Origin of the sequence: Curtobacterium sp. VKM Ac-2889, from assembly GCF_015350855.1 — a bacterium.
GTDB lineage: Bacteria > Actinomycetota > Actinomycetes > Actinomycetales > Microbacteriaceae > Curtobacterium > Curtobacterium poinsettiae.
Genome location: NZ_JADKSC010000002.1, coordinates 148,190 through 174,431, shown reverse-complemented (window position 1 = coordinate 174,431; position 26,242 = coordinate 148,190). Strand labels below are relative to the sequence as shown.

Genomic DNA, 26,242 nt, shown 5'->3' with positions numbered 1-26,242 from the left:
GACGCGATTGACATCATCGAACACATGTTCGAATATGAGGGCATGCAGACGGCGGCGGCACTCCGGTCGCCCACCCCGGACCGGGGCGGGCGGAGCGGTGCTGCACGCGGCGGCGGTGCGGCCGGTGGCGGTGTGCGTCGCGGGTCCGATCACCTGGGCGACGCGCGGGCCGCGCTCGACCGCATCACGTCCCTGCGGTCCCGGGTGGCCGACATGGAGTCCACCCGGGTCGACACCGCCGGGCTCCCCACCGCCCCGGCGCTCGAACCCCTGCTGCCCGGCGGCGCGATCCGGGTCGGTGGCACCTACGCCGTCCCCGAGTCGGTGCTGCTCGCGATCACGATGCTGCAGGCGGCCTCGGCGGCCGGCGCGTGGTGCGCGGTCGTCGGGGTGCCGTCCTTCGGGATCGAAGCCGCCGCAGCCGCGGGGATCGACCTGGAGCGGCTCGTGCTCGTCCCCGATCCGGGCGACCAGTGGCTCGCCGTGACGGCGGCGATGGCCGACGTCGCGCAGATCGTCCTCACCCGACCGCTCGGCCGGGTCGTGCCGGGCGACGTGGCACGGCTCTCGGCCCGACTGCGACAGCGTGGTGGGGCGCTCGTCGCGCTCGGGTCCTGGCCCGGAGCGGACGTCACGCTGCGGGTCACGTCGTCGACGTGGAGCGGCATCGGACAGGGCCACGGCCACCTGACGGAGCGCCGGGCCACCGTGACCGCGACCGGGCGTGCCGGTGCGGTGCGTCCGGCGACCGCAGAGCTCCTCCTGCCCGCGGCCGACGGCGCGGTCCGGGCCGCGACGCCCGTGCCGACGGTGGGCTCCGGGGACACCCGTGTGCTGCGGCCCGTGGCGGTGGCGTCGTGATCGCCCCGGGGCGCGTCCGGACCGACGCGATCACCCGTGGGGCAGCACTGCCCGAACCACCCCCGACCCGGACCATCGTGCTCTGGTGCCCGGACTGGCCGGTCATCGCGGCTGCTCGGGCCGGTGGGACCCCGCCGGAGCAGCCCCTCGCCCTGACCGCGAAGGGGCTCGTGTTCGCGAGTTCGGCGTCCGCGCGAGAACAGGGCGTCGTGCGGGGACTCCGCGTGCGGGAGGCGCAGGCGCGGTGCCCCGAGCTCCTCGTGCAGCCCTACGACGACGCCCTCGACCACCGCGCGTTCGAGCCCGTCATCCGTGCGGTCGAGGCAGCGGTCCCCGGGGTGGAGGTGCTGCGGCCGGGCACCCTCGCGCTCCGCGCCCGCGGGCCGGCCCGGTACTACGGCGGTGAGCGAGCGGCGGCGGCGACCCTGGCCGGCATCGCGGCCGACCACGGCGCCCCCGCGGTGCGGGCCGGGGTGGCCGACACCCCGTTCGCGGCGGACCAGGCAGCCCGGGCGCGCCCGGTGCGTCCCGGTGAACGCGTGCGGCTCGTGCCCGTCGGGGGATCGGCGGACTTCCTCGCGCACCTGCCGCTCGGCGTGCTCGGCGACCCCGACCTCGCGACGGTGCTCGACCGGCTCGGCATCACCACGCTCGGCGACTTCGCGGCACTCGGCGACGAGCAGGTCCGCGACCGCTTCGGTGTGGCCGGAGCGTTCCTGCACCGGTTGGCCGCGGGCCGAGACCCGCGCGAGATCGCGGCGCGGGAGATCCCACCGGAACTCCGGGTCGAGGCGTCGTTCGAACCCCCGCTGGACCGTGCCGACCAGATCGCGTTCGCGTTCCGACGCTCCGCCGACGACTTCGCCGAGCGACTCCGGGCCGCGGGGCTCGTAGCGACGACCATCCGGGTGGGGATCGTCGACGAGCGTGACATCCTGCTCGAACGGACCTGGGCACACCCGCGCTGGTTCGACGCCGCCGACGTGGTCGACCGGGTGCGGTGGCAGCTCGCCGGCGGGGTGGACCCCAGCGGGCTCGAGGCACCGGTCACCTCGGTCGTGCTCGAGCCGGTCGCCGTCGACGACATGGCGAACCACGAGCGCGGGCTGTGGGGCTCCGGCCCGGACGAGCGCGTGCACCACGGCCTCGCCCGGATCCAGGGCATGGTCGGCCACGACGGTGTGGTGAGTCCGCGCGTCGGCGGTGGCCGCACCCTGTCCGAGCGCGTGGTGCTCGTGCCGTGGGGCGACGCACCCGCGGGTGGTGAGCGCGCCCTGGCGACCGTCCGCGACCGTCCGTGGCCCGGCAAGCTCCCCGGTCCGCCGCCCGCCACCGTGCTCGAGCGCCCCCGACCGGTCGACGTGGTCGCTGCCGGTGGTGCGAGCGTCGACGTCGACGAGCGCGGCGTGCTGTCCGGCGCTCCCGAACGGTTCCGTGCCGAGGGCGACCGGGGCGGCGGCTTCTCTGCCGTGACGGCCTGGGCGGGTCCGTGGCCACTCGTCGTCCGGTGGTGGGAGTCCGGCGGCCGACGCCTGCACCGGCTGCAGCTCGTCGACGCCGAGGGGCGTGCCTGGTACCTGGTGCTCGCGGACCACCGCTGGTGGGCGGAGGCGATCGCGACGTGACCCCGACCCCCACCACCACCAACAGGAGCGTGTCCTGATGGGCTACAGCAACCCACCCGTCCCGTGGTCGCAGTTCGAGCGCGCGCTGTCCGACAAACGGAGCCCGGGCACCGCGCACGACGGCGACGGCGGCGACAGCCCGGCGTGGTCGCGGAAGCGCGAGCCGTACGTCCCGTCGCCGATCGACACCGACGGCGGCCCGGTCGTGCCGTACGCCGAACTGCACGCGCACTCGGCCTTCAGCTTCCTCGACGGCGCCAGTCAGCCCGAGCACCTGTTCGAAGAAGCCGCCCGGCTCCGGCTGCACGCCCTCGCGCTCACCGACCACGACGGCTTCTACGGGGCAGCCCGGATGGCCGAGGTCGCCGAGTCCTACCCGCAGGTGGGCACCGTCTTCGGCACCGAGCTGTCCCTGGGGCTGACCGAACCGCAGAACGGTGTGCCCGACCCCGAGGGCTCGCACCTGCTCCTGCTCGCCGACGGGCAGGACGGCTACCACCGCTTGGCCGGCGCGGTCACGAGCGCGCACCTGGCCGCCGGATCCGAGAAGGGCAGCCCGCAGTACGACCTCGACGACCTCGCCGCACGCGCGGACGGCCACTGGCGTGTCCTGACCGGGTGCCGGAAGGGCACCGTGCGGCAGGCCCTCGAGCAGGGTGGGGAATCCGCCGCCGACACCGCGCTCCGGGTGCTGCTCGACCGGTTCGGCAGCCGCAACGTCGTGGTGGAGCTGCTCGACCACGGCGACCCGCTCGACAGCGCCCGCAACGACGCCCTGGCCGCCCTGGCCACGAAGCACGCACTGCCCCTGGTCGCCACCGGCAACGTGCACTACGCCACCCCGGACCGGTTCCCGGTGGCCACCGCGCTCGCGGCGGTCCGTGCCCGCCGCAGCCTCGACGAGATCGACGGCTGGCTGCCCGCGGCCGACACCGCCCACCTGCGCTCCGGCGCCGAGATGGCCAGACGGTTCGGGCGCTACCCCGGCGCGGTCGAACGGACCGTGGAACTCGCCGACGAGCTCGGGTTCCGGCTGAAGACGGTCAAGCCCGGGCTGCCCGACCTCGACGTCCCGGACGGACACACCGCGATGTCGTGGCTGCGCGAGCTCACCTGGACCGGTGCCCGGCGGTTCTACCCGGGCAGCGCCGACGGCGTCGAGCCCCGCAAGCGGGAGCGCATCGAGCGCGAGCTGTCCGTGATCGAGGAGAAGAACTTCCCCGGGTACTTCCTGATCGTGCGCGACATGGTGCAGTACGCCCGCGGCCGGGGCATCCTCTGCCAGGGGCGGGGTTCGGCGGCGAACTCGGCGGTCTGCTACCTGCTCGAGATCACCGCGGTGGACTCGATCCGCTACGGGCTGCCGTTCGAGCGGTTCCTGTCGGCGATGCGCGACGAGGAGCCCGACATCGACGTCGACTTCGACTCGGACCGCCGCGAAGAGGTGATCCAGTACGTCTACGCCAAGTACGGCCGGCACAACGCCGCCCAGGTCGCGAACGTGATCACCTACCGGCCCAAGGGCGCGGTGCGCGACATGGCGAAGGCGCTCGGCCACAGCCCCGGACAGCAGGACGCATGGTCGAAGCAGGTCGAACGGTGGGGTTCGGTGACCGAGAGCCAGGACCACGACATCCCACCGGCGGTCGTCGGACTCGCGAGCGACGTCCTCGGGTTCCCGCGGCACCTCGGCATCCACTCCGGCGGCATGGTGCTGACCGACCGCCCGGTGGGCGAGGTCGTGCCGATCGAACACGCCCGGATGGACGGCCGCACCGTGCTCCAGTGGGACAAGGACGACTGCGCCTACATGGGGCTCGTGAAGTTCGACATGCTCGGGCTCGGCATGCTCGCCGCGTTGCAGTACTCGTTCGACCTGGCGGCAGAGCACTGCGGTGAGCGCTGGGAGATGCACTCCATCCCGAAGGAGGAACAGGGCGTCTACGACCAGCTCTGCCGCGCGGACACGATCGGGGTGTTCCAGGTGGAGTCCCGCGCGCAGATGGGCACCCTGCCCCGACTGCTCCCACGGCGGTTCTACGACCTGGTGATCGAGGTCGCACTCGTCCGCCCCGGGCCGATCCAGGGCGGCGCAGTGCACCCGTACATCCGACGGCGCACCGGCGAGGAACCGATCACCTACATGCACCCGGCGCTCGAACCCGTGCTCGAACGCACCCTCGGGGTCCCGCTGTTCCAGGAACAACTCATGCAGATGGCGATCGCGGTCGGCAACTGCTCCGGGGACGACGCCGACCTGCTGCGGCGGGCGATGGGGTCGAAGCGCGGACACGAGAAGATCGACCGGCTGCGGGACAAGCTCTACGCGGGGATGGCGGACAACGGCATCCACGGCGCCGACGCCGACGCGATCTACGCGAAGATCCAGGCCTTCGCGAACTTCGGCTTCGCGGAGAGCCACTCGATCAGCTTCGCCCTCATCGTCTACGCGAGCGCGTGGATGCGGCTGCACTACCCGGGGGCGTTCCTGGCAGCGCTGCTCCGGGCGCAGCCGATGGGGTTCTACTCACCGCAGACCCTGGTCGCCGACGCCCGGCGGCACGGTGTCCGCGTGCTGCGACCGGACATCCTGCGGTCCGGGGTGGACGCCACGCTCGAACCGCTGCCGGACGGGGACGCCCCGGTCGGTGCCGACGCCTGCCTGGCCGCCGAGCAGCCTCCGGTGCTGCCCTTCGACAAGGCGCTCCCCGACGACACCGCGAGCCACCGTCGCGACGGTGCCTTCGCCGTGCGGCTCGGGCTCGCCGAGGTCGCGTCGCTCAGCCGGAAGAGCGCCGAGAAGATCGTCGCCGAGCGGGACGCCAACGGCCCCTTCCGCGACATGTCGGACCTGGCCCGCCGGGTCGGACTCACGACGCCGCAGCTCGAGGCCCTCGCTGCCGCCGACGCCTTCGCCCCGTTCGACATCGACCGCCGCGGTGCGATGTGGTCGGCTGCGCAGGCCGCGGCCGAGCGTCCGGACCAGCTGCCGGACACGCAGGTGTTCGTGCAGCCGCCGTTGTTCGGTCAGATGACGAGCGGGGACGTGCTCATCGCGGACATGTGGTCGACGGGCATGACGACCGACGACCACCCCGTCCGGCACGTGCGCGACCGGCTCGCAGCCCGCCGGGTGCTCAGCGTGCAGGACACCGCGACCGCCGAGACCGGACGACGGGTCGAGGTCGGCGGGATCGTGACGCACCGGCAGCGTCCGGCGACCGCGTCCGGCATCACGTTCCTGAACGTCGAGGACGAGACCGGGCTGGTCAACGTCATCTGCAGCGTCGGGGTGTGGGGGCGCTACCGCCGGGTGGCGCGGGAGTCCCCGGCGGTGATCGTCCGGGGCATCCTCGAGCGGTCACCCGACGGCGTGGTCAACCTGGTGGCGGACCGCATCGAGCACCTGTCGCTGTCCGTCCGCACCCGGTCGCGCGACTTCCAGTGAGCGGTCCTGCGCCGGTGATCGGTCGTGCTCGGGTGAGCGGTCCTGCTCGGGTGATCGGTCCTGCTCGGGTGATCGGTCGAGCTCAGCGCACCTCGGGCAGGGTGATCGTGACCTCGAGCCCACCGGCAGGCACGTTGCGGAGCGACGCCGTGCCCCCGGCGCGTTCCGCCACCGCGCGGACGATCGCGAGTCCCAGACCGGAGCCGCCCGGCAGGGCGCCGGCGCCCGTGGAGGGGTCGGGGTTCGGGCGGGACGTCCGTGCCTCGTCCGGACGCGTGAACCGGTCGAAGGCCACGGGGATAAACGACTCGGGTACACCGGGGCCGTCGTCGGTGATCTGCAGCACGCCCTGGCCGCCGGTGCTCCGCCAGGACACGAAGATGCCGCCACCGCGGGGGAGTGCGGCCACGGCGTTGCCCGCGATGTTCGTGACGAGCTGGGCCATCCCACCCGTGTCGATCCGGTAGCGCGGTTCCACGGTGCCGCCGCCGATGCCCGGGCCGGACCCGCCGACGGCGACCGGCGGCTCCAGGTCGAAGTCGACGGTGACGTCCTTCGCCGACGCGATGAGCCGGACGCGGTCGACCGCTGCCATCACCTCGTCGCCGAGGTCCGACCAGGCGGTCTCCGGCCGTCGGTCGCCGTCCTGTTCACGTTGCTCAGACTCCTCGATCCGCGACAGTGCGAGCAGGTCGTTGGCGAGCCGGGACAACCGCGCGACGCTGTGCTTGGCGCGTTCGATGTGGGCGGCGAGGGCGGCGGCGTCGTTGCCGTCGAGCGAGGCGAGGTCGAGCTGGGTCGTCAGGATGGCCAGGGGCGTCCGGAGCTCGTGGCTGGCGTCCGACACCATCTGGCGTTCACGCTCGGTCGCCTGCCGGGTCCGGGCCAGGAAGGCGTTGAGCGTCGTCGCCAGGGATGCCAGCTCGTCCCGGGCGGGGCCCACCGGCAGTTCGGCGCGCTCCGGGGCGACGGAGAGCCGTTCGGCCTCGCGGCGCATCCGGTTCACCGGACGCAACGCGGTGGTCGCGAGCACCCAGGACGCCACGCCGAAGGCGAGCAGGATCGCCAGGCCGGTCAACGACAGGGTCGTCGTGAGGTCGTCGACGACGATGGCCTCGGCCTGCGAGTTACGGGCGGCGACGACCGTCCACCGGCCGGCCTCGTTGACGGGGTGCTCCACGACGACGCGGTACTCCGAGCCGGATGCCGTGATGATCGAGGTGCCGGCAGGGGTGGACCGCAGACTGCCGAGCGCCTGCTCGACGCGGTCCGGCATCGTCGAGAGCACGATCTCGCCGGACGGGGACACGACGGCGACGAGCTGCGCGTTGCCCGGTGACGACAGGTCGGGGTCGCTGTCGACCTCGAGCGTGGCGACGTAGGGGTCGGCATCGGCGTCGAGCAGCGTGCGGGTCGCACTCGCGACGACGCTCACCACCTGGAACCGCATCACCAGGACGAGCAGCAGGATCACGATCGCCGCGATCGCCGTCGAACCGATCGTGATCCGGGCACGCAGCGACAGCAGACGCAGCGGCCGGATCGGACCACCGCGTCGGTGGTCCGATCGTGGGGCGTCGTCGGCCCCGCTCACGCCCCGAGCAGATCCAGGCGGTACCCGCGACCGCGGACCGTGGCGATGGCGACGGTGGCCTCGTGCGCGGTGAGCTTCTTGCGGAGGTACGAGATGTACTGCTCGACCACGTTCGGGTCGACGTGCTGCGAACCGTCCCAGACCTCTTCGAGGATCTTCGGGCGGTCGACGACACTGCCGGCGGACCGGGCGAGCAGGCGGAGCAGGGCGAACTCCGTGGGGCTCACGGCGACGCGCTGGCCCTTGATCGAGATGCGGCGTGCCTCGGAGTCGATGGAGACGTCGCCGACCTCGATCGTGCGGGGAGCCCCGGCGGACTCACGACGGCCGAGCGCACGCAGCCGAGCGGTGAGCTCGGCGAAGGCGAAGGGCTTGGTGAGGTAGTCGTCCGCACCGGCGTCGAGCCCGAACACACGGTCATCCACGGCGTCGCGCGCCGTCACGAGCAGGATCCGCACGGGGTCCTCGCGCTCACGGATCCGCCGGGCGAGCTCGAAGCCGGACATGCCGGGCATCATCACGTCCACGACCGCAAGGTCGAACGCCTGCTCGCCGAGCGCGATGAGCGCCTCGACACCGTTCTCGACCGCCGTCACGCGGTACCCCTCGGCCGCGAGTCCGCGCTCCATCAGGGCCCGCATCTCGTCGTCGTCCTCGACCACCAACAGCCGCATAGTGGACCTCCTCGGACCCATCGTGGCATCGAACCGTCGCCGAGGGCCGTTCTCAGGCCGAACTCGCTGAATCTCGTCACAGGACAGGGCGGAACGGTCTGTCCCACGTTCTAGGGACGTGAGCGTCGCTTGCTTCGTTGCTAGGCTCCGGCAGCGGACAGCGCGACCCGATGCGCCGCCCGCACTGGGGGATCATGAACGACTCGATCGACCACCCGGCAATCGTGCGCCTGCGCGCCGAACTGGACGCCGCGTGGAAGGGGATCGGCGCGCTCGCACAGCTGGAGGACGTACCGCGCGACCGCGTGGTCGCAGAGCTGCGGACGGCGGTGCCGGACGTGGCGAGCCGTGCCGCACGCGAGGTCGGCATCGAGGCCGTCGTCGCCGAGATCAACCGGTACGCCGACACCGGGGTCCCCGGTGCGACCGACGTCGTGCCGACCGAGGTGATCTGGTCCGACGTGGTGCGGACGGCGTCGGAGGCGGCTTGCGCGGCACGCTGAGGTGGACCCGGCACAACGCCTGCGCGGTACGCTGAGGCGGACCCAGCACCGCGCGAACGCGACGCGCCTAGTCGTCCTCGCCGAGCAGTTCCCCGCGCACCCGTCGGATGTCCTCGAGCAGCGCACCGATGAGCACCCAGTGCCGGGAGTTCGGACGCACCACCTCGAGGGGCGCGGTGAGTGCCGGCTCCGAGGCCTCCGCCCACGGCTCGGCGTCCGGTCCGAGCGCAGCGGCGTCCGCCCCACCGGCCCCGGGTGCCGGGTCGAGCCGCGTCGACTCGACCCGCGCACTGAGCGCCCGCACGTCCGCCCCGATCCGCGCCACCTCGGTCGCGATGCCGTGCACCACCGGATCGTCCCGCAGGTCCGGGGCGGTGTTGTCGCGGATCGCCCGGGTCATGCCGGTGACCCGGGTCACCAGGATGCGCAGGTGGTCGGTGACCACCACGTCGCGGTCGAGGATCGTCCGGTGCCTGCCGCTGCGCGGGTTCATCGTCAGGGACTCGCGGGCCGACCCCAGGGACGCCTCGGCCTTGGCGTGCTGCTGCCGGAGGGCCCGGGCCGCGACGAGGGCCTCGTCCCAGCGGGCGCGGTCCCACCCCTCGGTCAGGCCGATCGCGATCCGCTCGAACGCCACCGCGGTGTCGCGGGCGAGCCGGGCGACGGCGAGGTGCGCCGGCTCGAGCAGGACGGGCGGCACGATGAGCGCGTTCACGACCAGGGCGACGATCGCACCGATCACGGTCTCGAGGATCCGGTCGGCGGAGTAGTTCGGCGTCACGACCCCGGCGGTGAGCACGAGCATCCCGCTGATCCCCACCTGGGTGGCCGACGTCGGGGTGAGCCGGAGCGCCCACGCGATCAGGATCGCGAGCACGATGACGAGCAGCACCACGAACACGCCGTCGCCGAGCAGCAGGTGGAACCCGGTGGCCAGCACGACGCCGATGACGACGCCCGCGCTCCGCTCGAGCCCCTTCACGAACGACTGGTTGATGCTCGGCTGCACCACGAGCAGGGCCGCGATGGCCGCGAAGGTGGGGAACGGCCCCTGGATCACCAGACGGCAGAGGAGCACGGCGGCCACCACCGCGACGGCGGTCTTCACGACCTGCAGGAACGGCGTGCGACTGGAGCTGCGGAGACGCGCGACCGGGTTCACACCGACCACGGTAGCCACCGGCCGCGCGCCGAGCCGTGCACGAACGCGACGAAACCCGTGCGACGCGGTTGACTGATGTCGTGTGGCCCAACCATGAGCGCGTCATCCCGCAGGCCTTCGCCGGCTCCGGGACCTCCGTGGTGGCCGCGCGGGCGCACTCCGTCGAACCGTCGGGCAACGGCTACCTGTACGGCTACGAGGTCGACACACTGGACCGCAACGGCCAACGCGCCACGGTCCTGACCTACGTCGACACCGGCGGCACCCACGACCAGAACAGCGCCATCGTCACGGACCCGGCGACGGGCGAACCGGTGTCGGTCTGGGCGTACCCGAACGATCCAGGCCTGCCGGTGCTGCCGCAGGTCACCTACCGCGACGCCGTCGCCGAGCTGCTGACCACCCTCGGCATGCCCGTCACCGACCCGGTGCTCACCGTCGCCGCGTACCGGCCCGGCAAACGTGCGGTGGTGCGCGTCGACGCCCCCGAGCGCACCCTGTTCCTGAAGATCGTCCGTCCGCACCGGGTCGCGCCGATCGTGCAGTCGCACGAGCAGTTCGTCGCGGCCGGCCTGCCGGTGCCGCGCGTGCTGTCCAGTCGTGGTGACGGCCTGCTCGTGCTCGAGCGCATCCGCGGCGTGCCGGCCGGCAGCCGCATCCTCGACATCGCCGACGACCCGCGCTTCGTGGCGTCGCTCGCGGCGTTGAGCGGCCGCGTCGCCACCGTGCCGATGACCCAGCAGGCCCGTGCCGACGCGATGGACCACGCCGATTGGCACCGTCGCACGCTCATCGCCGCCCTGCCGCGCGACGCCGAGGAGATCGACCGCCTGTACGACGCCATCGGCCGCCGTTCCATCGGTTGGTCGAGCTCGACCAAGCAGGTCGTGCACGGCGACCTGCACCTGGAGCAGGTGTTCGTCGACGAGGACGAGCCGTGGCGCATCTCGGGCCTGCTCGACATCGACACCGCGGGCTGGGGGTTCCCGGTCCGTGACGTCGGAGCCGTCGTCGCCCACCTCGTGGTGACCGGGCTGTGGCACCGGTCCCGAGGTGACGCGGAGCGCGGCGCCGCCGCCGAGCGCCTCGCGGACGCGATCGCCCGCGACTGGGTCGCGCGCAACCCGCGCGAGACCGACCGCATCGGGCCCGCCATCGGCGCGCAGCTGCTCGCCCACGCCGGCGGCCAGGCGACCACCGGTTCCGCCAACGGGATCCAGACCGCCCAGCAGCTCCTCGCCGCGACGCAAGCCGCCCTGGCGGACGCGGCCCCGAGCCTCCCGACCGGCGCATCGACCCGCCCGCGGTCCGCACCGCAGGCCTGACGGCTCGCAGCCCCGTCGCTTCGGCGGTGTGGACGCGACTGCAGGACGGACGGGAGGCGCGGGTCGGGCCCGCAACGGGCCTCCCGTCCGCCGTCGCGACGCGCGCGGGCAACGCGGCGGTCGCCTCCGTCGGTGGTCCGGGAGTAAACTGAGCGCGCACGCACCGTGTTCCCGCGTGCCGCGTCGATTCCGGACGCAGCCGTCGATCACTTGATCGACGCGGGGACCGGGCCGTGAGCGCCCCGAGGGGGCACCACGTGCGTGTGACGACGCCGGATCCCGGCGCGGACCGTCCGAACCTGCTCCCGGCAGGTGCTCGTGTGGAACGGCTCGCGGGAGTCCACCGGACGTCCCGTTGCGGGGACCGGCGATGCGGTGGGCCACGGTGGCCCGCGGCCGAACCGGAGCCGCGCCAGGCCCCGGTGCAGGACTTCCCGCCCCACGGGCGGATCGCCCCGACGTGTGGGCGGAACAGGAGGAGCGTTGGCTCGATCAGGCACCCGGCGTGCTGCCGGCGGGACGCGGACCGCGTCACGTCGCACCAGGCCGCTGGACAACGACGGCGTCATCCCCGTCCTCGCCCGCGCTGTGCGCGAGGTCGAGGCCGCGGCGCAGCGCGGACCACTCAAGGCGTCGAACCGGACGAAGTTCCAGGCGGTCGCCCTGCTGATGCGCGAAGAGCGCGCGCGGGTGAAGGCCGACACGGAGCTCACCGACGCGCAGCGCGCCGAACAGCTCAAGCGGCTCGACGGCGTGGCCACGATCCTGGCGAAGACGGCGGCGCGGGACACCAGCGTCATCCAGCTCCTCGCCGAAGAGGTGCAGGTGCCCGAGGCGACGCGTGCGGTCAAGCGCGACATGATGATCGCCGGTGGCGTCGAGCTGCAGCCGGAGGACCTCGTCATCGCGTCCGAGCCCGCCGCGGTGGTCGAGACCCCGGTGCGTGCCGTCGTGCCGCAGTCCGTCGTCCAGCGCCAGCTCGCGAACCCGTTCATGCCTCCGGACTTCGCCCTCGCCGACCAGCCCGTCGCGCACCCGCGCCGCCTGGCGAACTGGGAACTGTTCGGACCGCTGTTCAAGTCGTTCGAGTACGGCGCGGGCGGGGGAGCGGCGACGATGCCGCTGCCGGAGCCCCCGACGCTGCACTCGCGCTCGGGCACCACGCTCATGAAGCACCAGGCGGAGCTCATCACCGCCGCAGCGCAGGGGCACCGTACCTTCCTGCTCGCCGACGAGCCCGGCCTCGGCAAGACCGCGCAGTCGCTGCTCGCCGCCGACGCCGCGAACGCGTTCCCGCTGCTCGTCGTCGTGCCGAACGTCGTCAAGACGAACTGGGCACGTGAGGCCGAGCGCTGGGTGCCGAACCGCCGCGCCACGGTGATCCACGGGGACGGCAACGACCTCGACGGGTTCGCCGACATCGTCATCGTGAACTACGAGATCCTCGACCGGCACGCCGGGTGGCTCGGCAACTTCGGGTTCAAGGGGATGGTCGTCGACGAGGCGCACTTCATCAAGAACAAGGACTCGCAGCGCGCCCGGTTCGTGCTGCAGATCGCCGAGCGCATCCGGCAGCGCACCGCCACCCCGCTGCTCATGGCGCTGACCGGTACCCCGCTCATCAACTCGGTCGAGGACTTCCGCACCATCTGGGAGTACCTCGGATGGATCGACGACAAGAAGCCGCGCGCCAAGCTCATGAACGAGCTCGAGGAGATCGGACTGACCCCGGCCGACCCCGGGTTCTTCGTCGAGGCCCGCCGTGCCGTCATCGACCAGGGCATCGTCCGACGCCGCAAGGTCGACGTCGCCGCGGACATCCCCGCACGCCGGATCGCCGACATCCCCGTCGAGCTCGACGGCGACGAGGGCCGCTCCATCCGCGACGCCGAGCGCGAGCTCACCGCGAAGCTGGTCCGCCGGTACCACCAGGCGCTCGACGCCCGCACCGGGCAGGACCCTGTCGTCGGCATCGACCACAAGCTGGTCCGCCAGGTCGCGCGCTGGGAGCTCGAGGACCAGGACGCCTCGTCGACCGGCGAGAACGTGTTCTCGATGGTCCGCCGCATCGGCCGGGCCAAGGCCCAGCTCGCGGCCGACTACGCCGCGCAGCTCGCCTCGAACGTCGGCAAGGTCGTGTTCTTCGCGAAGCACCTCGACGTGATGGACCAGGCGGAAGAGGTGTTCGCCCGTCGTGGGCTGCGCACCGCCACGATCCGCGGCGACCAGACCCCCACGCAGCGCACGGCCGAGATCGACTCGTTCGTGAACGACCCCGACGTCGCCGTCATCGTCTGCTCGCTGACCGCGGCCGGCGTCGGCCTGAACCTGCAGGTGTCGTCGAACGTCGTGCTCGCCGAGCTGTCGTGGACGAGCGCCGAGCAGACCCAGGCGATCGACCGCGTGCACCGCATCGGGCAGGAAGAGCCCGTCACCGCGTGGCGCATCATCGCCGCGCAGACGATCGACACCAAGATCGCCGAGCTCATCGACTCGAAGGCGTCCCTGGCCGCCCGTGCGCTCGACGGCTCGGACGAAGCGGTCGTCGACTCCGGCGACATCCAGCTCGACGCGATGGCCGCGCTGCTGACCGAGGCGCTCGGCGGCTAGCGCAGGCGCGTCCGGACAGCAAAACACCGGTGTTCGCACTCTGAACCGCGTCATGCGGGTGTTCGGAGCGTGAACGCCGGTGTCTTGCGAAGCGCCGCCGCTCAGATGCGGGACTGCACCTCGGCCAGGGACGGGTTCGTCGCCGTCGTCCCGTCGGGGAACACCAGCGTCGGCACCGTCTGGTTACCGCCGTTGACCTCGGCGACGAGTTCCGCGGTACCGGGGGTCTGCTCGATGTCGACCTCGGTGAAGGGGACCCCGGCCTTGGACATCTGGTTCTTCAGCCGGGCGCAGTAGCCGCACCACGTGGTGGTGAACATCGTGACGCCGCCGGCTTCGGGCGTGAACTGCTCGCGGGTGATCGTGTCGCTCATCCCTGCAGGCTAACCCCGGGTGCGGGGAATCCGCGCAGTGCCTGGTAGACAAGACCGTGTGAGCCACACGCACCTCGAGATCGAGCGCACCTACGACCTGCCCGAGGGCGGTGCCCTCCCCGACCTCGTCGGCGCGGGCGGCATCCTCCGCACCGAGCACCAGGAGCCGTTCGAACTGGACGCGACCTACTGGGACACCGAGCGGTACGACCTGGTGGCCGCGCGGGTGACGGTCCGCCGTCGCACCGGTGGCCCCGACGCCGGTTGGCACATCAAGCGCTCCGAGTCGGACACGGTCCGCCACGAGCAGCAGTTCCCCCTGACCGACGACGCCGACACGGTGCCCGACGAGGTCCTCGCCGCACTCTTCACCGAGCGTCGCGGCCGCGGGCTGCGTCCGGTCGTCCGGATCACCACCACCCGGACCGTCACCCGACTGCTCGACGAGGACGGCGACCAGATCGCCGAGCTCGCCGACGACCAGGTCACCGCCCAGCGCCTCGACGACGACGCCCCGGAGACCCCGCGCACCTGGCGTGAGGTCGAGGTCGAGACCGTCGACGGCGTCGACCCGCAGATTGCCCACGAGCTGTTCGCGGCCCTCGACGGACGCTTCGCGGCCGTCGGCGCCGGCCCCGCCGCAGTCGCGTCCAAGCTGGCACGCGGGCTGGCAGGAGCACCGGCACCGCGCCTCCAGACCGAGGAGAAGCCGGCCAAGGGCACGACTGCACGCATCCTGGCGAAGCGGGTGCGCAAGCTGCGCATCGCGCTGCTCGGTCAGGAGGCCCGGCTCCGCTCCGGCGACACGGCCGACCTCCGGCAAGCGGCCGACACCACCCTCGAGATCGCCGCGATCCTGGGCGCCTACCGCCCGGCGTTCCCCGACGGCGAGGCCGTCGACCGCGCCGCCGAGGCGGCGGACGGCCTGGCGGGCGTCACCGCGCGTGCGGCGCTGGCCGAGTACCTGATCGACCGGCTGCCGCGGGCGTCGTCGCCGGCGCAGGACGACCTGGTCGACGCGTTGACCCGTGAGCGGATCCTGGCCTCGACCCGTGAGCGTCGCGACCAGGCGGTGCGGGACGTCGTCGCGTTCCTGCACGGCGAGCCGTTCCTCGAGCTGCTCGACGCCCTCGACGACGCAGCCGAGCGTCCCCTGCCGACCGCGTGGTCGCTCCGCTCGCCGAAGCAGGTCGCCCAGGACGTCGGCGCCGACGTGAAGCCGCGCGTGCGCGAGCTCGTCCGGGCCGCCGTCGCCGACGACACCTCGGACACCGCCGCCGAGCGGGAGGCCGCCGACCGGAGCACCACCGAGGCCGCGTGGCAGGAGACGATGCGGGCCCGGATGGCGATGGACGTGCTCGGCGACGACGCGTTCCCGCACGCGCTGTGGAAGCGCATCGGCACCGCCGCCGACGTGCTGACGGAGCGGGTGCGGTCGCTGCACGCCCTCGACATCCTGCGGGCGAACGCGGCGATCGCGGAGCGTGGCGGTGAGGGCACGTTCGGGTACGGGGTGCTCGCGGGGGACCGGGTGCGCCTGGCCGAGGAGTCCTACGACGAGGCGGTGCACGCGCTCAACCGCGTGTGAGCGGAGTGCGCGCGTTGCGTGCGCCGCTGTTCGCTTGGTGAGCAGAAGAGGTCGGGTCCCGCGTTCGGACCCGACCTCTTCTGCTCACGAAGTGCGCGGCGCTGCTCAGCCCGCGGCGATCGGGGTGGCGGTCGCCGCGGCGGGCGTCTCGTCGGCGAGCCCGAGCACGTCGAGCAGCCAGGCGAGTTCGAACGCCCGCTCCTTCCACGACGCGTACCGACCGCTGACACCACCGTGGCCGGCGGACATCTCGGTCTTCAGCAGCACGGGCGCGCCGACCTCGCGGAGCTTCGCGGTCCACTTCGCGGGCTCGACGTAGAGCACGCGGGTGTCGTTGATCGAGGTCACGGCGAGGATCTGCGGGTACTGGACGTCGTCGCGGACGTTCTCGTACGGGGTGTACTCGCTCATGTAGCGGTAGACCTCGGCGTCGTGCAGCGGGTCGCCCCACTCGTCCCACTCGATGACGGTGAGGGGCAGGTCCGGGTCGAGGATGCTCGTCAGCGCGTCGACGAACGGCACGGCCGCCAGGATGCCGGCGAACCGTTCGGGTGCGAGGTTCGCGACGGCGCCCATCAGGAGCCCACCCGCACTGCCGCCCTCGGCCACGAGCCGGTCGGCGCTCGTCCGGCCGGACTCGATCAGGTGCTCGGCGACCGCGACGAAGTCGGTGAAGGTGTTCTTCTTCGTCAGGGTCTTGCCGTTCTCGTACCAGTGCCGGCCGAGTTCACCGCCACCACGGACGTGCGCGACCGCGAAGACGACACCGCGGTCGAGCATCGACAGGCGCATGACGCTGAAGCCGGGGTCGATCGAGTGTTCGTACGAGCCGTAGCCGTACAGGTGCAGCGGCGACGGCGAGTCCTGGTCGACGGCGTCACGGCGCCAGACGAGCGAGATCGGCACGCGGGTGCCGTCGGCCGCGGTGGCCCAGTCGCGTTCCTGCACGTAGTCGGCCGGGTCGTAGCCACCGAGCACGGGCTGGCGCTTCAGGACGGTGACCTCGCCGGTGGCCAGGTCGAGGTCGCTGACCTCGGAGGGGGTGACGAACGACGTGTACCCGATGCGGAGCGTCGGCTGCTCCCACTCCGGGTTGCCACCGAGCCCCGCCGAGAACAGGGCTTCGTCGAAGGGGACCTCGTGCGCGTCGCCGTAGCCGTCGCCCTCGATCGGGATGATCGCGACGCGGGGGAGCGCCTCGGACCGGTACTCCAGCGCGAGGTGCCCGGCGAAGGCGTCGACCGACTCGATGCGGCGCTCGGTGTGGTGCGCCACGACGACACGGCGGTCACGCTCGGACGTCGGGTCGTCGGCGGGGACGTCGACGAGCTCGAAGTTCTCGGCGCCGTCGTTGTGCAGCACCAGGAACCGGTCGCTGCCACCGACGATGGCGTGCTCGATCTCGTACTCGACGCCCTCGCGGCGGGGCCAGACGACCTGGAACTCACCGGTCGGGTCCGCAGCATCGAGGACGTGCGCCTCGGACGTGATCTTCGAGCCGAGCTCGATGACGATGTACTGCGACGAGCGGGTGACGCCGACGCCGACCCAGTAGCGGTCGTCGGGTTCCTCGAACACCAGGACGTCCTCGGACGCCGCGGTGCCGACGGTGTGCCGCCAGATCTTGTCCGGACGCCAGGACTCGTCGACCGTGGGGTAGAAGACGTAGCGGCCCGCCGGGTCGAACGTGGCGCCGGCCCCGGTGTTCGGGATGGCGTCGCCGAGGTCGGTCCCCGAAGCCAGGTCGCGCACGTGCAGGGTGTACCGCTCGTCGCCCTCGACGTCGATGCCGTACACCAGGCGGGTGCCGTCGTCGCTGATGTCGTAGGTGCCGAGGGAGAAGAACTCGTGGCCGTCGGCCAGGGCGTTGCCGTCCAGCACCACCTGCTCACCGGGCAGGGTCGACTCGCCCTCGACCACGGCGGGCGGCGTCCAGTCGTCAGGGCCGGCGACGGGCACGCGGCAGTGCACGCCGTACTGGCTGCCCTCGGCGGTGCGGGTGAAGTACCACCAGTCGCCCATGCGCACCGGCACCGAGAGGTCGGTCTCCTGCACGCGGCTCTTCACCTCGGCGAAGATGCGGTCCCGCAGCGGCGCGAGGTGCGCGGTCGCGGCGTCGGTGTGGGCGTTCTCGGCTTCGAGGTACGCCAGGGTGTCGGGGGATTCCTTGTCCCGCAGCCACTCGTAGTCGTCGACGAAGTCGATGCCGTGGTGGGTCCGTGTCACGGGCCGCTTGGCGGCGCTGGGCGGGGTGGATGCGGTGTGCTCGTTGCTCACCGTCCCACCCTATTCGCCCGCACCCCCGGTCAGGCCGCGGTCCGCTCGTGGCCGCCCACAGCGGCGTGCACCCGCTGCTCGAACGCCTCGAGCTCGGCGACCACGGCGGGTGCCACCCAGGCGCGGTCACGGCGGCGACGGGTGACCGGACGGAGCACGCCCGCCAGCACCAGGTCGAGCGTGACGCGCTCGACCTGGTCGGCGGTGAGCAGGGTTCCCAGGTGCGCTTCGGTCAGGACGGGGTCGTCGGCGAGCGCACGGCCGACGACGGCGTGCGGGCCCGTGGCGCAGGGACCGGTGGACCGGTCGGCGTCGTGCTCGGCGAGCAGCAGGGCGCCGAGCGTCGCCTCGTCGCAGACCGTCCCGATCGCCAGGGCCAGATCGGCCACGAACCCGGTGACCTGGCCGTCGCGGTACTGCTCCAGGTGCCGGAAGTACCGCGGTCGGTCCGCCGCGAGTGCGGTGGCCACGGGCGCGGTCACCGTCGTCGTGACCCCGCGGCGCCGCAGCACGGCCCCGATCAGCGCCCGCCCGGTCCGACCGTTGCCGTCGGTGAAGGGGTGGATCGACTCGAACTGCGCGTGCGCGATGGCCGCCTGGGCGATCGGGTGCAGGTCCACACGGTGCACGAACGCGAGCAGGTCGGCCATCAGCGGTGCCACGAGCTCCGGCGGCGGTGGGACGTACCGGGCGTCGCGGGGTGTGGCGCCGCCACCGATCCAGTTCTGCACGTCGCGGTACCGGCCTGCGGACCGTCCGTCGACCGGGTCGTCGCGCATCAGCAGACGGTGCGCCTCGAGCAGGGACGACTCCGTGACGATGCCCGAGTCCGCCGCGGAGACCAGGTGCTCGACGGCGCCGCCGGCCCGGACCACCGCGGTGGCACCCGGGTTCGCCCGGATGCCGACGAGCGCGCGCGCCAGGTCGTCGATCGAGGCGGGCTCGTCCTCGATCCGCGACGACGCCACGGCTTCGGTCCGGCCGAGCACGGACCCGAGCGGTGCGAGCCGGGAGCCGTGGTGGACGTCGAGGGTGCGCAGGGCCGTGGCGCTCCGGTCGAGCAGCGCGACGGTGTCGTCGTCGGGTGTCCACCGAGCCCCGGCGATGGACGGGGGCAGCGACACCCGCACGGTGGTCACCAGCCGGTCGTCACGGCACCCGCGGACTGCGCTGCGCCAGGGTCGTTCGGCGCTGTGGTGCGTGGGCCAGGTCTCGCTCCGGTGTGCCATCCCGCGACGGTAGGGCCGCCGGGACGTCCGGCGCCAGGAATCGGTATTTCGCCCGCACGCCCCGCCCGCACGCCCCCGCGTACCGTTGGTGCCATGAGCAACTCCTTCGCGATCACCGGTGCCCACGTCGTCCCCGTCTCCGCCCCCGCCTTCGACGGCGGCGCGGTCATCGTCGAGGACGGCCGGATCACCGCGGTCGGGCCCGACGTCACCCCGCCCGACGGCATGACGGTCATCGACGCCGCGGGTTCGTGGCTCGTCCCCGGGTTCGTCGAGGCGCACGGCCACGTCGGCATCCACGAAGAAGCCAACGGCGAGGCCGGCAACGACACGAACGAGATGACCGCCCCGAACATGGCGGGCGTCCGCGCGATCGACGCGATCGACATCGACGACGAGGGCTTCCGGGACGCGCTCGCCGGCGGGATCACGAGCATCGTCGTCAAGCCCGGCTCGGGCAACCCGATCGGCGGCCAGAGCGTCGCCATCAAGACCTGGGGCGGCCGGACGATCGACGAGCAGCTCATCTCCGACTCGGTGAGCGTGAAGAGCGCCCTCGGCGAGAACCCGAAGCGGGTCTACGGCGGCAAGGGCCAGACCCCCTCCACCCGGCTCGGTGTCGCCAAGATCATCCGTGACGCCTTCGTCGACGCGCAGAACTACAAGGCCGCCCGCGATGCCGCCGCCGCGAAGGACGAGCCGTTCGCCCGCGACCTGACGAAGGAGACGCTCGTCCGGGTGCTCGACGGCGAACTCGTCTGGGACCAGCACACCCACCGCCACGACGACATCGCCACCGCCATCCGCCTGTCCGAGGAGTTCGGCTACCGGCTCGTCGTGAACCACGGCACCGAGGCGCACAAGATCGCCGACGTGCTGGCCGCGAAGGACATCCCGGTCATCTACGGCCCGCTCTTCACCAGCCGTTCGAAGGTCGAACTCCGCGACCGCGGCATCCCGAACCTCGCCACCATCGCGGCGGCCGGGGTCCGGGTCGCCATCACGACGGACGCGCCGGTCGTGCCGATCAACATGCTCGTCGACCAGGCGACCGCCGCCGTGAAGGAGGGCCTGCCCGCCCAGACCGCACTCGAGGCGCTCACGGTCAACCCGGCCGAGTTCCTGGGCTTCGGCGACCGTGTCGGTCGCCTGGCCGAGGGCTACGACGCCGACCTCGTGCTCTGGGACGGCGACCCGCTCGACGCGACCAGCCGCGCGACGCGCGTCTGGATCGACGGCGAGACCGTCTTCGCGTGGGCCGACGGGGCCGGCGTCACCACGCCGCGCTGGTAGCGGCCACGAGACGCCGGCCTCTCGCGTGACGCGGTGGGCTCAGCCTCAGGCGGACGGGAGGCCCGTGGCGAGCCCGCCACGGGCCTCCCGTCCGTCAGGTGTCCGGTCGAGAGACGCCGTCGTTTCGGCACGACGCCGTCACACCCGCGAGACGCCGCCCAATTCCGCGGCGCCTCGCGGACACGACGGCGTCTTCCGGGTCGAGCGGTCAGACCGTGCTCAGACCTCGCGCGCCAGCAGGAAGTCGTTGATGCGAGTCGTCAGGTCCGCGTCGATCGCGCGGGCGTCGCCGTTCACCGAACGGATCGGCGCCGCCTGCCGCACGCTCGACACGAGCCAGAGCGCGTCCGCGGCTGCCAGATCGGCGAGGGTGACGAGTTCGTAGGCGGTCTCGACGCCCTCCTGCTCAGCGAAGCGGAACACGTCGGCCTGCGTCGTGCCCGCCAGGATCCCGATGTCGGTGCGGGGCGTGACCAGCCGGTCGCCGACCTTCATGATCAGGTTCGCGCGCGTGCCCTCGAGCACGTAGCCGTCGCTCGAGACGAACAGGGCGTCGTCGGCGCCGCGGCGGACCGCCTCGCGCAGGGCGGCCATGTTGACGCCGTACGACAGCGTCTTCGCGCCCTGCAGCAGCCACGGCGAGGTGCGCTCGACGTCGTGCCGGTAGCCGCGGTCCAGGACGACGACGGAGATCCCCTCGATGCGGGCGGCCGTGGAGTCGCCAGACGGCGCGGCGTAGACCCAGCCGGTCGGACGGTCGGTGCCCTCGACGCCGCGGGTCAGGACGGTCTTGGCGAAGGCCTCGCGCACCGGGTCGAGGCGCGCGCAGACGGCCTCGATGGCCTGGCGCCACGCCTCGGGGTCGGGGGCGGGCAGGTCGAGCATCGCGGCGGAGCGACCGAAACGGGCGAGGTGCGCCTCGAGGGCCTGGGGCCGACCGTCGATCACCGTGATCGTCTCGAACACGCCGTCGCCGCGCGTGACGCCGAGGTCCTGCACCTGCACGTGCTCCTCGAGCGGCTTCGCCCAGGTGAAGGCGTCGGCCGCGGGGTCGTGCGGCGCGGCGTCGCGGGAGGGCTGGTTGAGGACGGCGAGCACGGTTTCGGTCATGCGTCCATCCAACCGCAGCTCAGCCCGCTTCGGGCAGGGCGCCGAGCAGCTTCCACACGGCGGGCGTCAGCTCGGGGTGCTGCAGCGCGATCCGGCGCAGCCGGTGGTACTCCTCACCCAGCTTGGTGCCCTGCCCGGACGCCGGGTGGCTCGACCACTGTGCGTGCCGCTTGCCGATCGCCTCGTCCAGGTCGACGGCGTCCGCGCGCAGGATCAGCACGACCTGCTCGTCGACGGTGGGGAGCGTCGGCATGAACTCCCACGGGTCCTCGCCCTGACGGCTCCGGTGCTCGACGAGCATCGAGATCTCCTCAGCGGCCTCGGCGCGCAGCACTTCGAGGCTGCGCCCGGTCCTGCGGGGCTCAGCCATGGTGCCCCCGCAGCACGCCTGCCATGGGAAGAGCGTACGACACTCCATCGGTCACACTGGACGCGTGACCCCTCGCGACGAGAGCAAGTCCCAGCATCCCCGGGTGGTGGTCGTGTACCTGCTGCGCGACGGCGAGGCAGGGCCCGAGGTGCTGCTGGGGGAGAAGCGCCGCGGCCTCGGCACCGGCCGTCTGGTCGGCCCCGGCGGCAAGCGCGAGTCCGGCGAGACGGCGGTCGAGACCGCCGTGCGCGAGGTGCGTGAAGAGGTCGGCCTGCGGCTCGACGCGGTCGACCTGGAGGCCCGTGGCACGTTGGACTACCGGTTCCCGTACCGACCGTCCTGGTCCCAGGTCTCGGACGTCTTCGTCTGCCGCCGCTGGCAGGGAGACCCGTCGGGCTCGGACGAACTGGAGCCGCGGTGGATCCCGGTCGACGCCGTGCCCTACGACGCGATGTGGGACGACGCCCGGTACTGGTTGCCGGGGGTGCTCGCCGGTGGCAGCGTCCGCGCGCGGTTCACGTTCGCGGAGGACGACGCGTCGGTCGCCGGGTTCACCGGGACGGGCGTCGGCGTCGGCGCGGGCGACTAGCGCCTCGCTGCCAGCGGCTAGCGCGGCTGCTGCGTGCGGGTGCTGCCGGTCCGGGCCTCTTCGGCCGCGGCCATGACGTCGGCGTCGCCGCTCCGGCCGCCCAGGGGTCGCACGAAGAAGTCGATGACACCGACGACGATCGCACCGATCATCGAGAACATCGCCCACCCGACGAACAGCCCGGCGGTGCCGCGCCCGTCGGCTGGGGCGAGCAGGACGCTCGCGGCGTAGAAGCCCAGCGTCAGCACGAGGAACACGACGACGACGGTGACGAGGACGCGGTGCCAGGTGATTCGGGGGTTCATGCCCCTCAGGATACGCGTCAGCGGTCGGCGTGCTTGCCGTGCGGAGCCGCCGCCGGTCGCGGCTCCTTCCGGTTCGCGGGGCGCTGCACGGCGATGCGACCGGTCGGGGTCGCGCCCGGTTCGAGGCCGTCGCGCGCGCCGGTGAAGACGTCGCCACCGGTGCGTTCGTCCTCCCAGTCGTCGTCCCGCAGCACGCTCAGGGTGCCGGTCTCGGTGGAGGTCAGCCCGTGGCGCTCCAGCTCGGCGTCGCGCTGCCCGCCGAGGAACTCGCGGTTGGCCGTGTTTGCGTCCTGGAACATCGTCGTGCGGCCGGTGACGATCGCGCGGATCCGTTTGCGCTCCCACCACTGCTTGCCGAAGTACATGAGCACGAGGCCGGCCGCCGCGTAGCACGCCATCGTGATCAGGCCTCGGGCCGGACCGGGGCCGACGCCGTAGACCTGGTGCTTGATCATGTCGACCATGCTCGAGCCGACCACGACGTTGTTGAGCCACGCGAACGGCTCGGGCATGAACCACTTCGGGTAGGCGCCGCCGGACGACGGCATGGACAGGAAGACGAAGCAGATCATCGCCGGGGCGGCGATGAAGCGGCCGACGAAGTAGCTCAGACCGTTCACCGCCAGGCCGATCGCCACGATCCAGCCCCAGGCGATGAGCACCAGCTGGATCCAGTGGCCGTGGATGGCACCGAGCACCGGGCCGGCGAGCGTGTTCGTGATGAGCGAGATGACCAGGCCGCCGACCGCGATGACCGTCATGCGGGTGCGGTGCCGGAGCGGGCCGCCCATGATGCCGATGAACATCGCGACCATGTAGCCGCCGATGCACCACGCGAGCATCACGTACATCGCCACGGTGCCGTACTCGTCCCACGCCGGCAGGGGCGCGAGCTCGGTCACCTTCGGGGTCGCGACGCCCAGGCCGGTGAGCACCGCGCTGAGGGTGGCCGGCACGAGGCTCGCGACCTGGAACTGGTGCGCGCTCGCCTTGAAGAACTCGTTCGCGGCCGGGTCGTACGCGACCGCCATCGAGCCGTCGACCACGTCGCGCTTCGCCTGGGCGAGCGAGTCGTAGGAGTGGAACACGAACTCGCCCGGCAACGCCCGCTGCACGGCCTGCACGAAGGACGGGTCGCTGCCGACCAGGGCGATCGGCACGTCGTGCGGGTGCGGGGCGTGGAACGCGAACACGTAGCACAGGCAGAACCCGACGATGAAGAACAGCGGCATCCACAGCTGCAGGCCGATGAGCTGGAGCGACGGGTGCAGTGTCGAGTACCAGCGGCGGTACGCGCTGTACTGCTGCGGGGCGGGGACGGGGGCCTGCCGCCGGGGTGCTGACCGGCTGGCGTGTCCCGCGACCTTGCCACCGCGACGCGGCTTCGTCCCCTGGGTGGACGGCCGGCTCCCGCGCGACTTCGGGGGCATCGGACGCGAACCGCCGGGGCGCTCCGGTCCGTCGTCGTTCCTGGGGACGTCGTTCCGCGGCGTGCTCACTCGGCGCTCTGCTCCTGCTCTCGATCGGAGCGCCAGGATACGCCCGAGGTGCTCAGGAGCGACTGCGCGATGCCTGCGCCGAGTCCATCGCGAGCTCCTCGGCGTCGAGGGTCACGAGCACGCGGCGCATGACCTCCTCGTCGAGGTTCCCCTTCTCCCGCTCCTCGAGCACGATCTCGCGGCGGCGGTCGAGCAGCTCGCGCCGGATGTCCTGGATCTGCGAGCCGCGCAGGCGCAGTGCGACGTTCCGCTCCTCGTCCTCTTCTTCCTCGGCGTCCTGGCGGAAGGTCTCGGCCTGACGCTCGAGTCGTGCCTTCAGCCGGTTCACCACCGAGTCGACGGCATCCGAGCCGTACTGCTTCGCCCACGCCGGACGTCGCTTCTCGAGCAGCTCGATCGCGGCCTCGGTGGTGCGCTGGTTGAGTCGCATCTCGCTGCGCACGTCCTCTTCGCCCTCGGCCGGGTCCTGCACCTTGAGCGCGCGGATGACGAAGGGCAGCGTGAGCCCCTGCAACAGCAGGGTGCCGACGGTGACGAAGAAGGCGATGATGAAGATCGTGTCCTGCGCCGGGATCTGCGTCGGGCTCGCGACGACGGAGACCGCTGCCGCCAGGGTCACCACGCCACGCATGCCCGTCCACGAGATGACGGTGAGCTCCCGCCAGTTGAGCTTCGGCTCCGCGGAACCGCGCATCCACCGCAGTGAGGGGTGCCCGCGGGACAGCTTGATCCGCAGCGGCCGGAGCCACTTCCCGTTGAACCGGTTGCGCACGTACGACTCGAACACGAACAGCGGCCGCACCAGGATCACCACCGCGAGCACGACGGCCGCCGCGGTGAGCGTCTGCCCGAGGCTGCGCTCGCTCTCCACCAGGTCCTGCACGACGGTGTTGAGCTGCAGGCCGATGAGCGCGAACACGAAGCCCTCGAGGATGACGTCGATGCTCGTCCAGAGCGGTCGCTCCTGCAGGCGGGTGGCGTAGCCCTCCTTCGGTGAGTTGTAGCCGATGTACAGGCCGGCCGTGACGACCGCGATCACGCCGGAGCCGGACAGGTCCTCGGCGAGGATGTACGCGACGAACGGCAGCAGGATGCTCATGATCGTCTCGACCACGGGGTCGTTGATGCGCATCCGGATCCAGTGCACGACGACGCCGAGCACGATGCCGACGACCAGGCCGACGCCGATCGCGAGCCCGAAGATGCCGAGGTCCTGCCAGACCGTCAGCGACGTGCCGGCGATGATGAGCGTGAACACGCGCACCAGGGTCAGCGAGGCCGCGTCGTTGATGAGGCTCTCGCCGGACAGCACGGTCATGACACGCCGGGGGAGTCCGAGCTTCCGGCCGATCGCGGCGGCGGACACCGCGTCCGGCGGGGCGACGATCGCGCCGAGCAGGATCGCCGCAGGCAGCGTCATGTCCGGGATGAGCAGGTACGCCACCCCGCCGACGACCAGGGCCGTCACGATCACCAGGAAGATGCCGAGTCGTCGGATCTGCTTGATCGAGCCGCGGAAGCTCTGCCACGACACGTCGAGCGCGGCGGAGTAGAGCAGCGGCGGCAGGATCACCGTGAGGATGACCTCGGAGTCGATCTCCATCGGGGGCAGCCCGGGCAGGAACGACGCCGCCAGGGCGACCGCTGTGACGAGCAGGGGAGCGGGGAGCCCCTTGGCTCGAGCGAACCCGGTCACCGCGAGCGATCCGATCAACAGGATGAGGAGCTCAGCGGTGTCCATGGACCCATTCTTCCATCGGCATGGTTCCGAACCTGAACGAGTGTGAAGCGACGGTGAACAACAGG

General features: G+C 72.3%; 20 protein-coding genes. 9 read left to right on the top strand and 11 right to left on the bottom strand.

The features are described 5' to 3' along the window. The first annotated feature begins 24 nt into the window (after positions 1-24). Genes ITJ50_RS06675 through ITJ50_RS06665 form a run of 3 tightly spaced genes read left to right on the top strand, consistent with a single transcriptional unit; the run spans position 25 to position 5,934 of the window. Positions 25-861 carry a hypothetical protein gene (locus ITJ50_RS06675; protein ID WP_228501128.1) on the top strand — a complete coding sequence of 279 codons (837 nt, stop codon included), beginning with the start codon at positions 25-27 and terminating at the stop codon, positions 859-861. Beyond that, complete coding sequence (locus ITJ50_RS06670) at positions 858-2,486, top strand: DNA polymerase Y family protein (RefSeq protein ID WP_082509671.1); 1,629 nt, start codon at positions 858-860, stop codon at positions 2,484-2,486. The genes ITJ50_RS06675 and ITJ50_RS06670 overlap by 4 nt, the downstream gene beginning before the upstream one ends. A gap of 37 nt (positions 2,487-2,523) precedes the next feature. Then, a complete protein-coding gene (locus tag ITJ50_RS06665; protein ID WP_017885964.1) occupies positions 2,524-5,934 on the top strand; it encodes an error-prone DNA polymerase in 3,411 nt (1,136 codons plus the stop codon). Between the two features lie 82 nt (positions 5,935-6,016). Here the strand turns inward: ITJ50_RS06665 and ITJ50_RS06660 are convergent, their stop codons facing one another. Together ITJ50_RS06660 and ITJ50_RS06655 are read right to left on the bottom strand one after the other, a co-directional pair. Then, complete coding sequence (locus tag ITJ50_RS06660) at positions 6,017-7,528, bottom strand: sensor histidine kinase (protein ID WP_017885963.1); 1,512 nt, start codon at positions 7,526-7,528, stop codon at positions 6,017-6,019. After that, a complete protein-coding gene (locus ITJ50_RS06655) occupies positions 7,525-8,202 on the bottom strand; it encodes a response regulator transcription factor (RefSeq protein ID WP_017885962.1) in 678 nt (225 codons plus the stop codon). The genes ITJ50_RS06660 and ITJ50_RS06655 overlap by 4 nt, the downstream gene beginning before the upstream one ends. Positions 8,203-8,372: 170 nt before the next feature. On the opposite strand from ITJ50_RS06655, the gene ITJ50_RS06650 reads away from it, so the two are divergent. Beyond that, complete coding sequence (locus tag ITJ50_RS06650; protein WP_071252316.1) at positions 8,373-8,705, top strand: hypothetical protein; 333 nt, start codon at positions 8,373-8,375, stop codon at positions 8,703-8,705. Positions 8,706-8,772: 67 nt separating this feature from the next. On the opposite strand, the gene ITJ50_RS06645 is transcribed toward ITJ50_RS06650, so the two are convergent. Continuing rightward, the gene (locus ITJ50_RS06645) at positions 8,773-9,867 is read right to left on the bottom strand and encodes an FUSC family protein (RefSeq protein WP_082046881.1); all 1,095 of its coding nucleotides are present in this window, start codon (positions 9,865-9,867) and stop codon (positions 8,773-8,775) included. A gap of 80 nt (positions 9,868-9,947) precedes the next feature. Between ITJ50_RS06645 and ITJ50_RS06640 the strand changes: the two genes are divergently transcribed. After that, complete coding sequence (locus ITJ50_RS06640; protein ID WP_017885959.1) at positions 9,948-11,192, top strand: phosphotransferase enzyme family protein; 1,245 nt, start codon at positions 9,948-9,950, stop codon at positions 11,190-11,192. A gap of 483 nt (positions 11,193-11,675) precedes the next feature. Then, entirely contained in the window at positions 11,676-13,802 is a 2,127-nt protein-coding gene (locus ITJ50_RS06635) for a DEAD/DEAH box helicase (protein WP_042538474.1), read from the top strand. Between the two features lie 101 nt (positions 13,803-13,903). On the opposite strand, the gene ITJ50_RS06630 is transcribed toward ITJ50_RS06635, so the two are convergent. Further along, positions 13,904-14,176, bottom strand: coding sequence for a mycoredoxin (locus ITJ50_RS06630; RefSeq protein WP_027464730.1), 273 nt, complete (start codon positions 14,174-14,176; stop codon positions 13,904-13,906). A 58-nt stretch (positions 14,177-14,234) separates the two neighbouring features. Here ITJ50_RS06630 and ITJ50_RS06625 point away from each other — a divergent pair, with 58 nt between their 5' ends. Beyond that, positions 14,235-15,764 carry a CYTH domain-containing protein gene (locus ITJ50_RS06625; RefSeq protein WP_017885956.1) on the top strand — a complete coding sequence of 510 codons (1,530 nt, stop codon included), beginning with the start codon at positions 14,235-14,237 and terminating at the stop codon, positions 15,762-15,764. A 105-nt stretch (positions 15,765-15,869) separates the two neighbouring features. Here ITJ50_RS06625 and ITJ50_RS06620 read toward each other — a convergent pair whose 3' ends face one another. Beyond that, on the bottom strand, positions 15,870-18,041 hold the full coding sequence (locus ITJ50_RS06620) for a S9 family peptidase (RefSeq protein WP_194590174.1): 2,172 nt from the start codon (positions 18,039-18,041) through the stop codon (positions 15,870-15,872). 29 nt (positions 18,042-18,070) lie between these two features. Continuing rightward, positions 18,071-19,270 (bottom strand): Fic family protein, encoded by a 1,200-nt coding sequence (locus tag ITJ50_RS06615; RefSeq protein WP_194590173.1) that lies wholly within the window; start codon positions 19,268-19,270, stop codon positions 18,071-18,073. A 93-nt stretch (positions 19,271-19,363) separates the two neighbouring features. Here ITJ50_RS06615 and ITJ50_RS06610 point away from each other — a divergent pair, with 93 nt between their 5' ends. Then, complete coding sequence (locus ITJ50_RS06610) at positions 19,364-20,563, top strand: amidohydrolase (protein WP_017885953.1); 1,200 nt, start codon at positions 19,364-19,366, stop codon at positions 20,561-20,563. Between the two features lie 219 nt (positions 20,564-20,782). On the opposite strand, the gene ITJ50_RS06605 is transcribed toward ITJ50_RS06610, so the two are convergent. Both ITJ50_RS06605 and ITJ50_RS06600 read right to left on the bottom strand, forming a co-directional pair. Then, positions 20,783-21,673, bottom strand: coding sequence for an aminodeoxychorismate lyase (locus tag ITJ50_RS06605; RefSeq protein WP_071252333.1), 891 nt, complete (start codon positions 21,671-21,673; stop codon positions 20,783-20,785). 19 nt (positions 21,674-21,692) lie between these two features. Then, positions 21,693-22,043, bottom strand: a complete 351-nt coding sequence (locus ITJ50_RS06600) for a tryptophan synthase subunit alpha (RefSeq protein ID WP_111038858.1) — start codon at positions 22,041-22,043, stop codon at positions 21,693-21,695. A 64-nt stretch (positions 22,044-22,107) separates the two neighbouring features. Between ITJ50_RS06600 and ITJ50_RS06595 the strand changes: the two genes are divergently transcribed. Beyond that, the gene (locus ITJ50_RS06595; protein ID WP_194590172.1) at positions 22,108-22,632 is read left to right on the top strand and encodes an 8-oxo-dGTP diphosphatase; all 525 of its coding nucleotides are present in this window, start codon (positions 22,108-22,110) and stop codon (positions 22,630-22,632) included. 17 nt (positions 22,633-22,649) lie between these two features. Here the strand turns inward: ITJ50_RS06595 and ITJ50_RS06590 are convergent, their stop codons facing one another. From ITJ50_RS06590 to ITJ50_RS06580, 3 genes are read right to left on the bottom strand one after another with little or no spacing between them, the layout of a single operon-like run. Further along, positions 22,650-22,937 (bottom strand): hypothetical protein, encoded by a 288-nt coding sequence (locus tag ITJ50_RS06590; RefSeq protein WP_140449229.1) that lies wholly within the window; start codon positions 22,935-22,937, stop codon positions 22,650-22,652. 17 nt (positions 22,938-22,954) lie between these two features. Beyond that, positions 22,955-24,436, bottom strand: a complete 1,482-nt coding sequence (locus tag ITJ50_RS06585; protein WP_140449230.1) for an ABC transporter permease — start codon at positions 24,434-24,436, stop codon at positions 22,955-22,957. Positions 24,437-24,488: 52 nt separating this feature from the next. Further along, entirely contained in the window at positions 24,489-26,177 is a 1,689-nt protein-coding gene (locus ITJ50_RS06580; protein ID WP_017885948.1) for a cation:proton antiporter, read from the bottom strand. Positions 26,178-26,242: the final 65 nt, after the last annotated feature.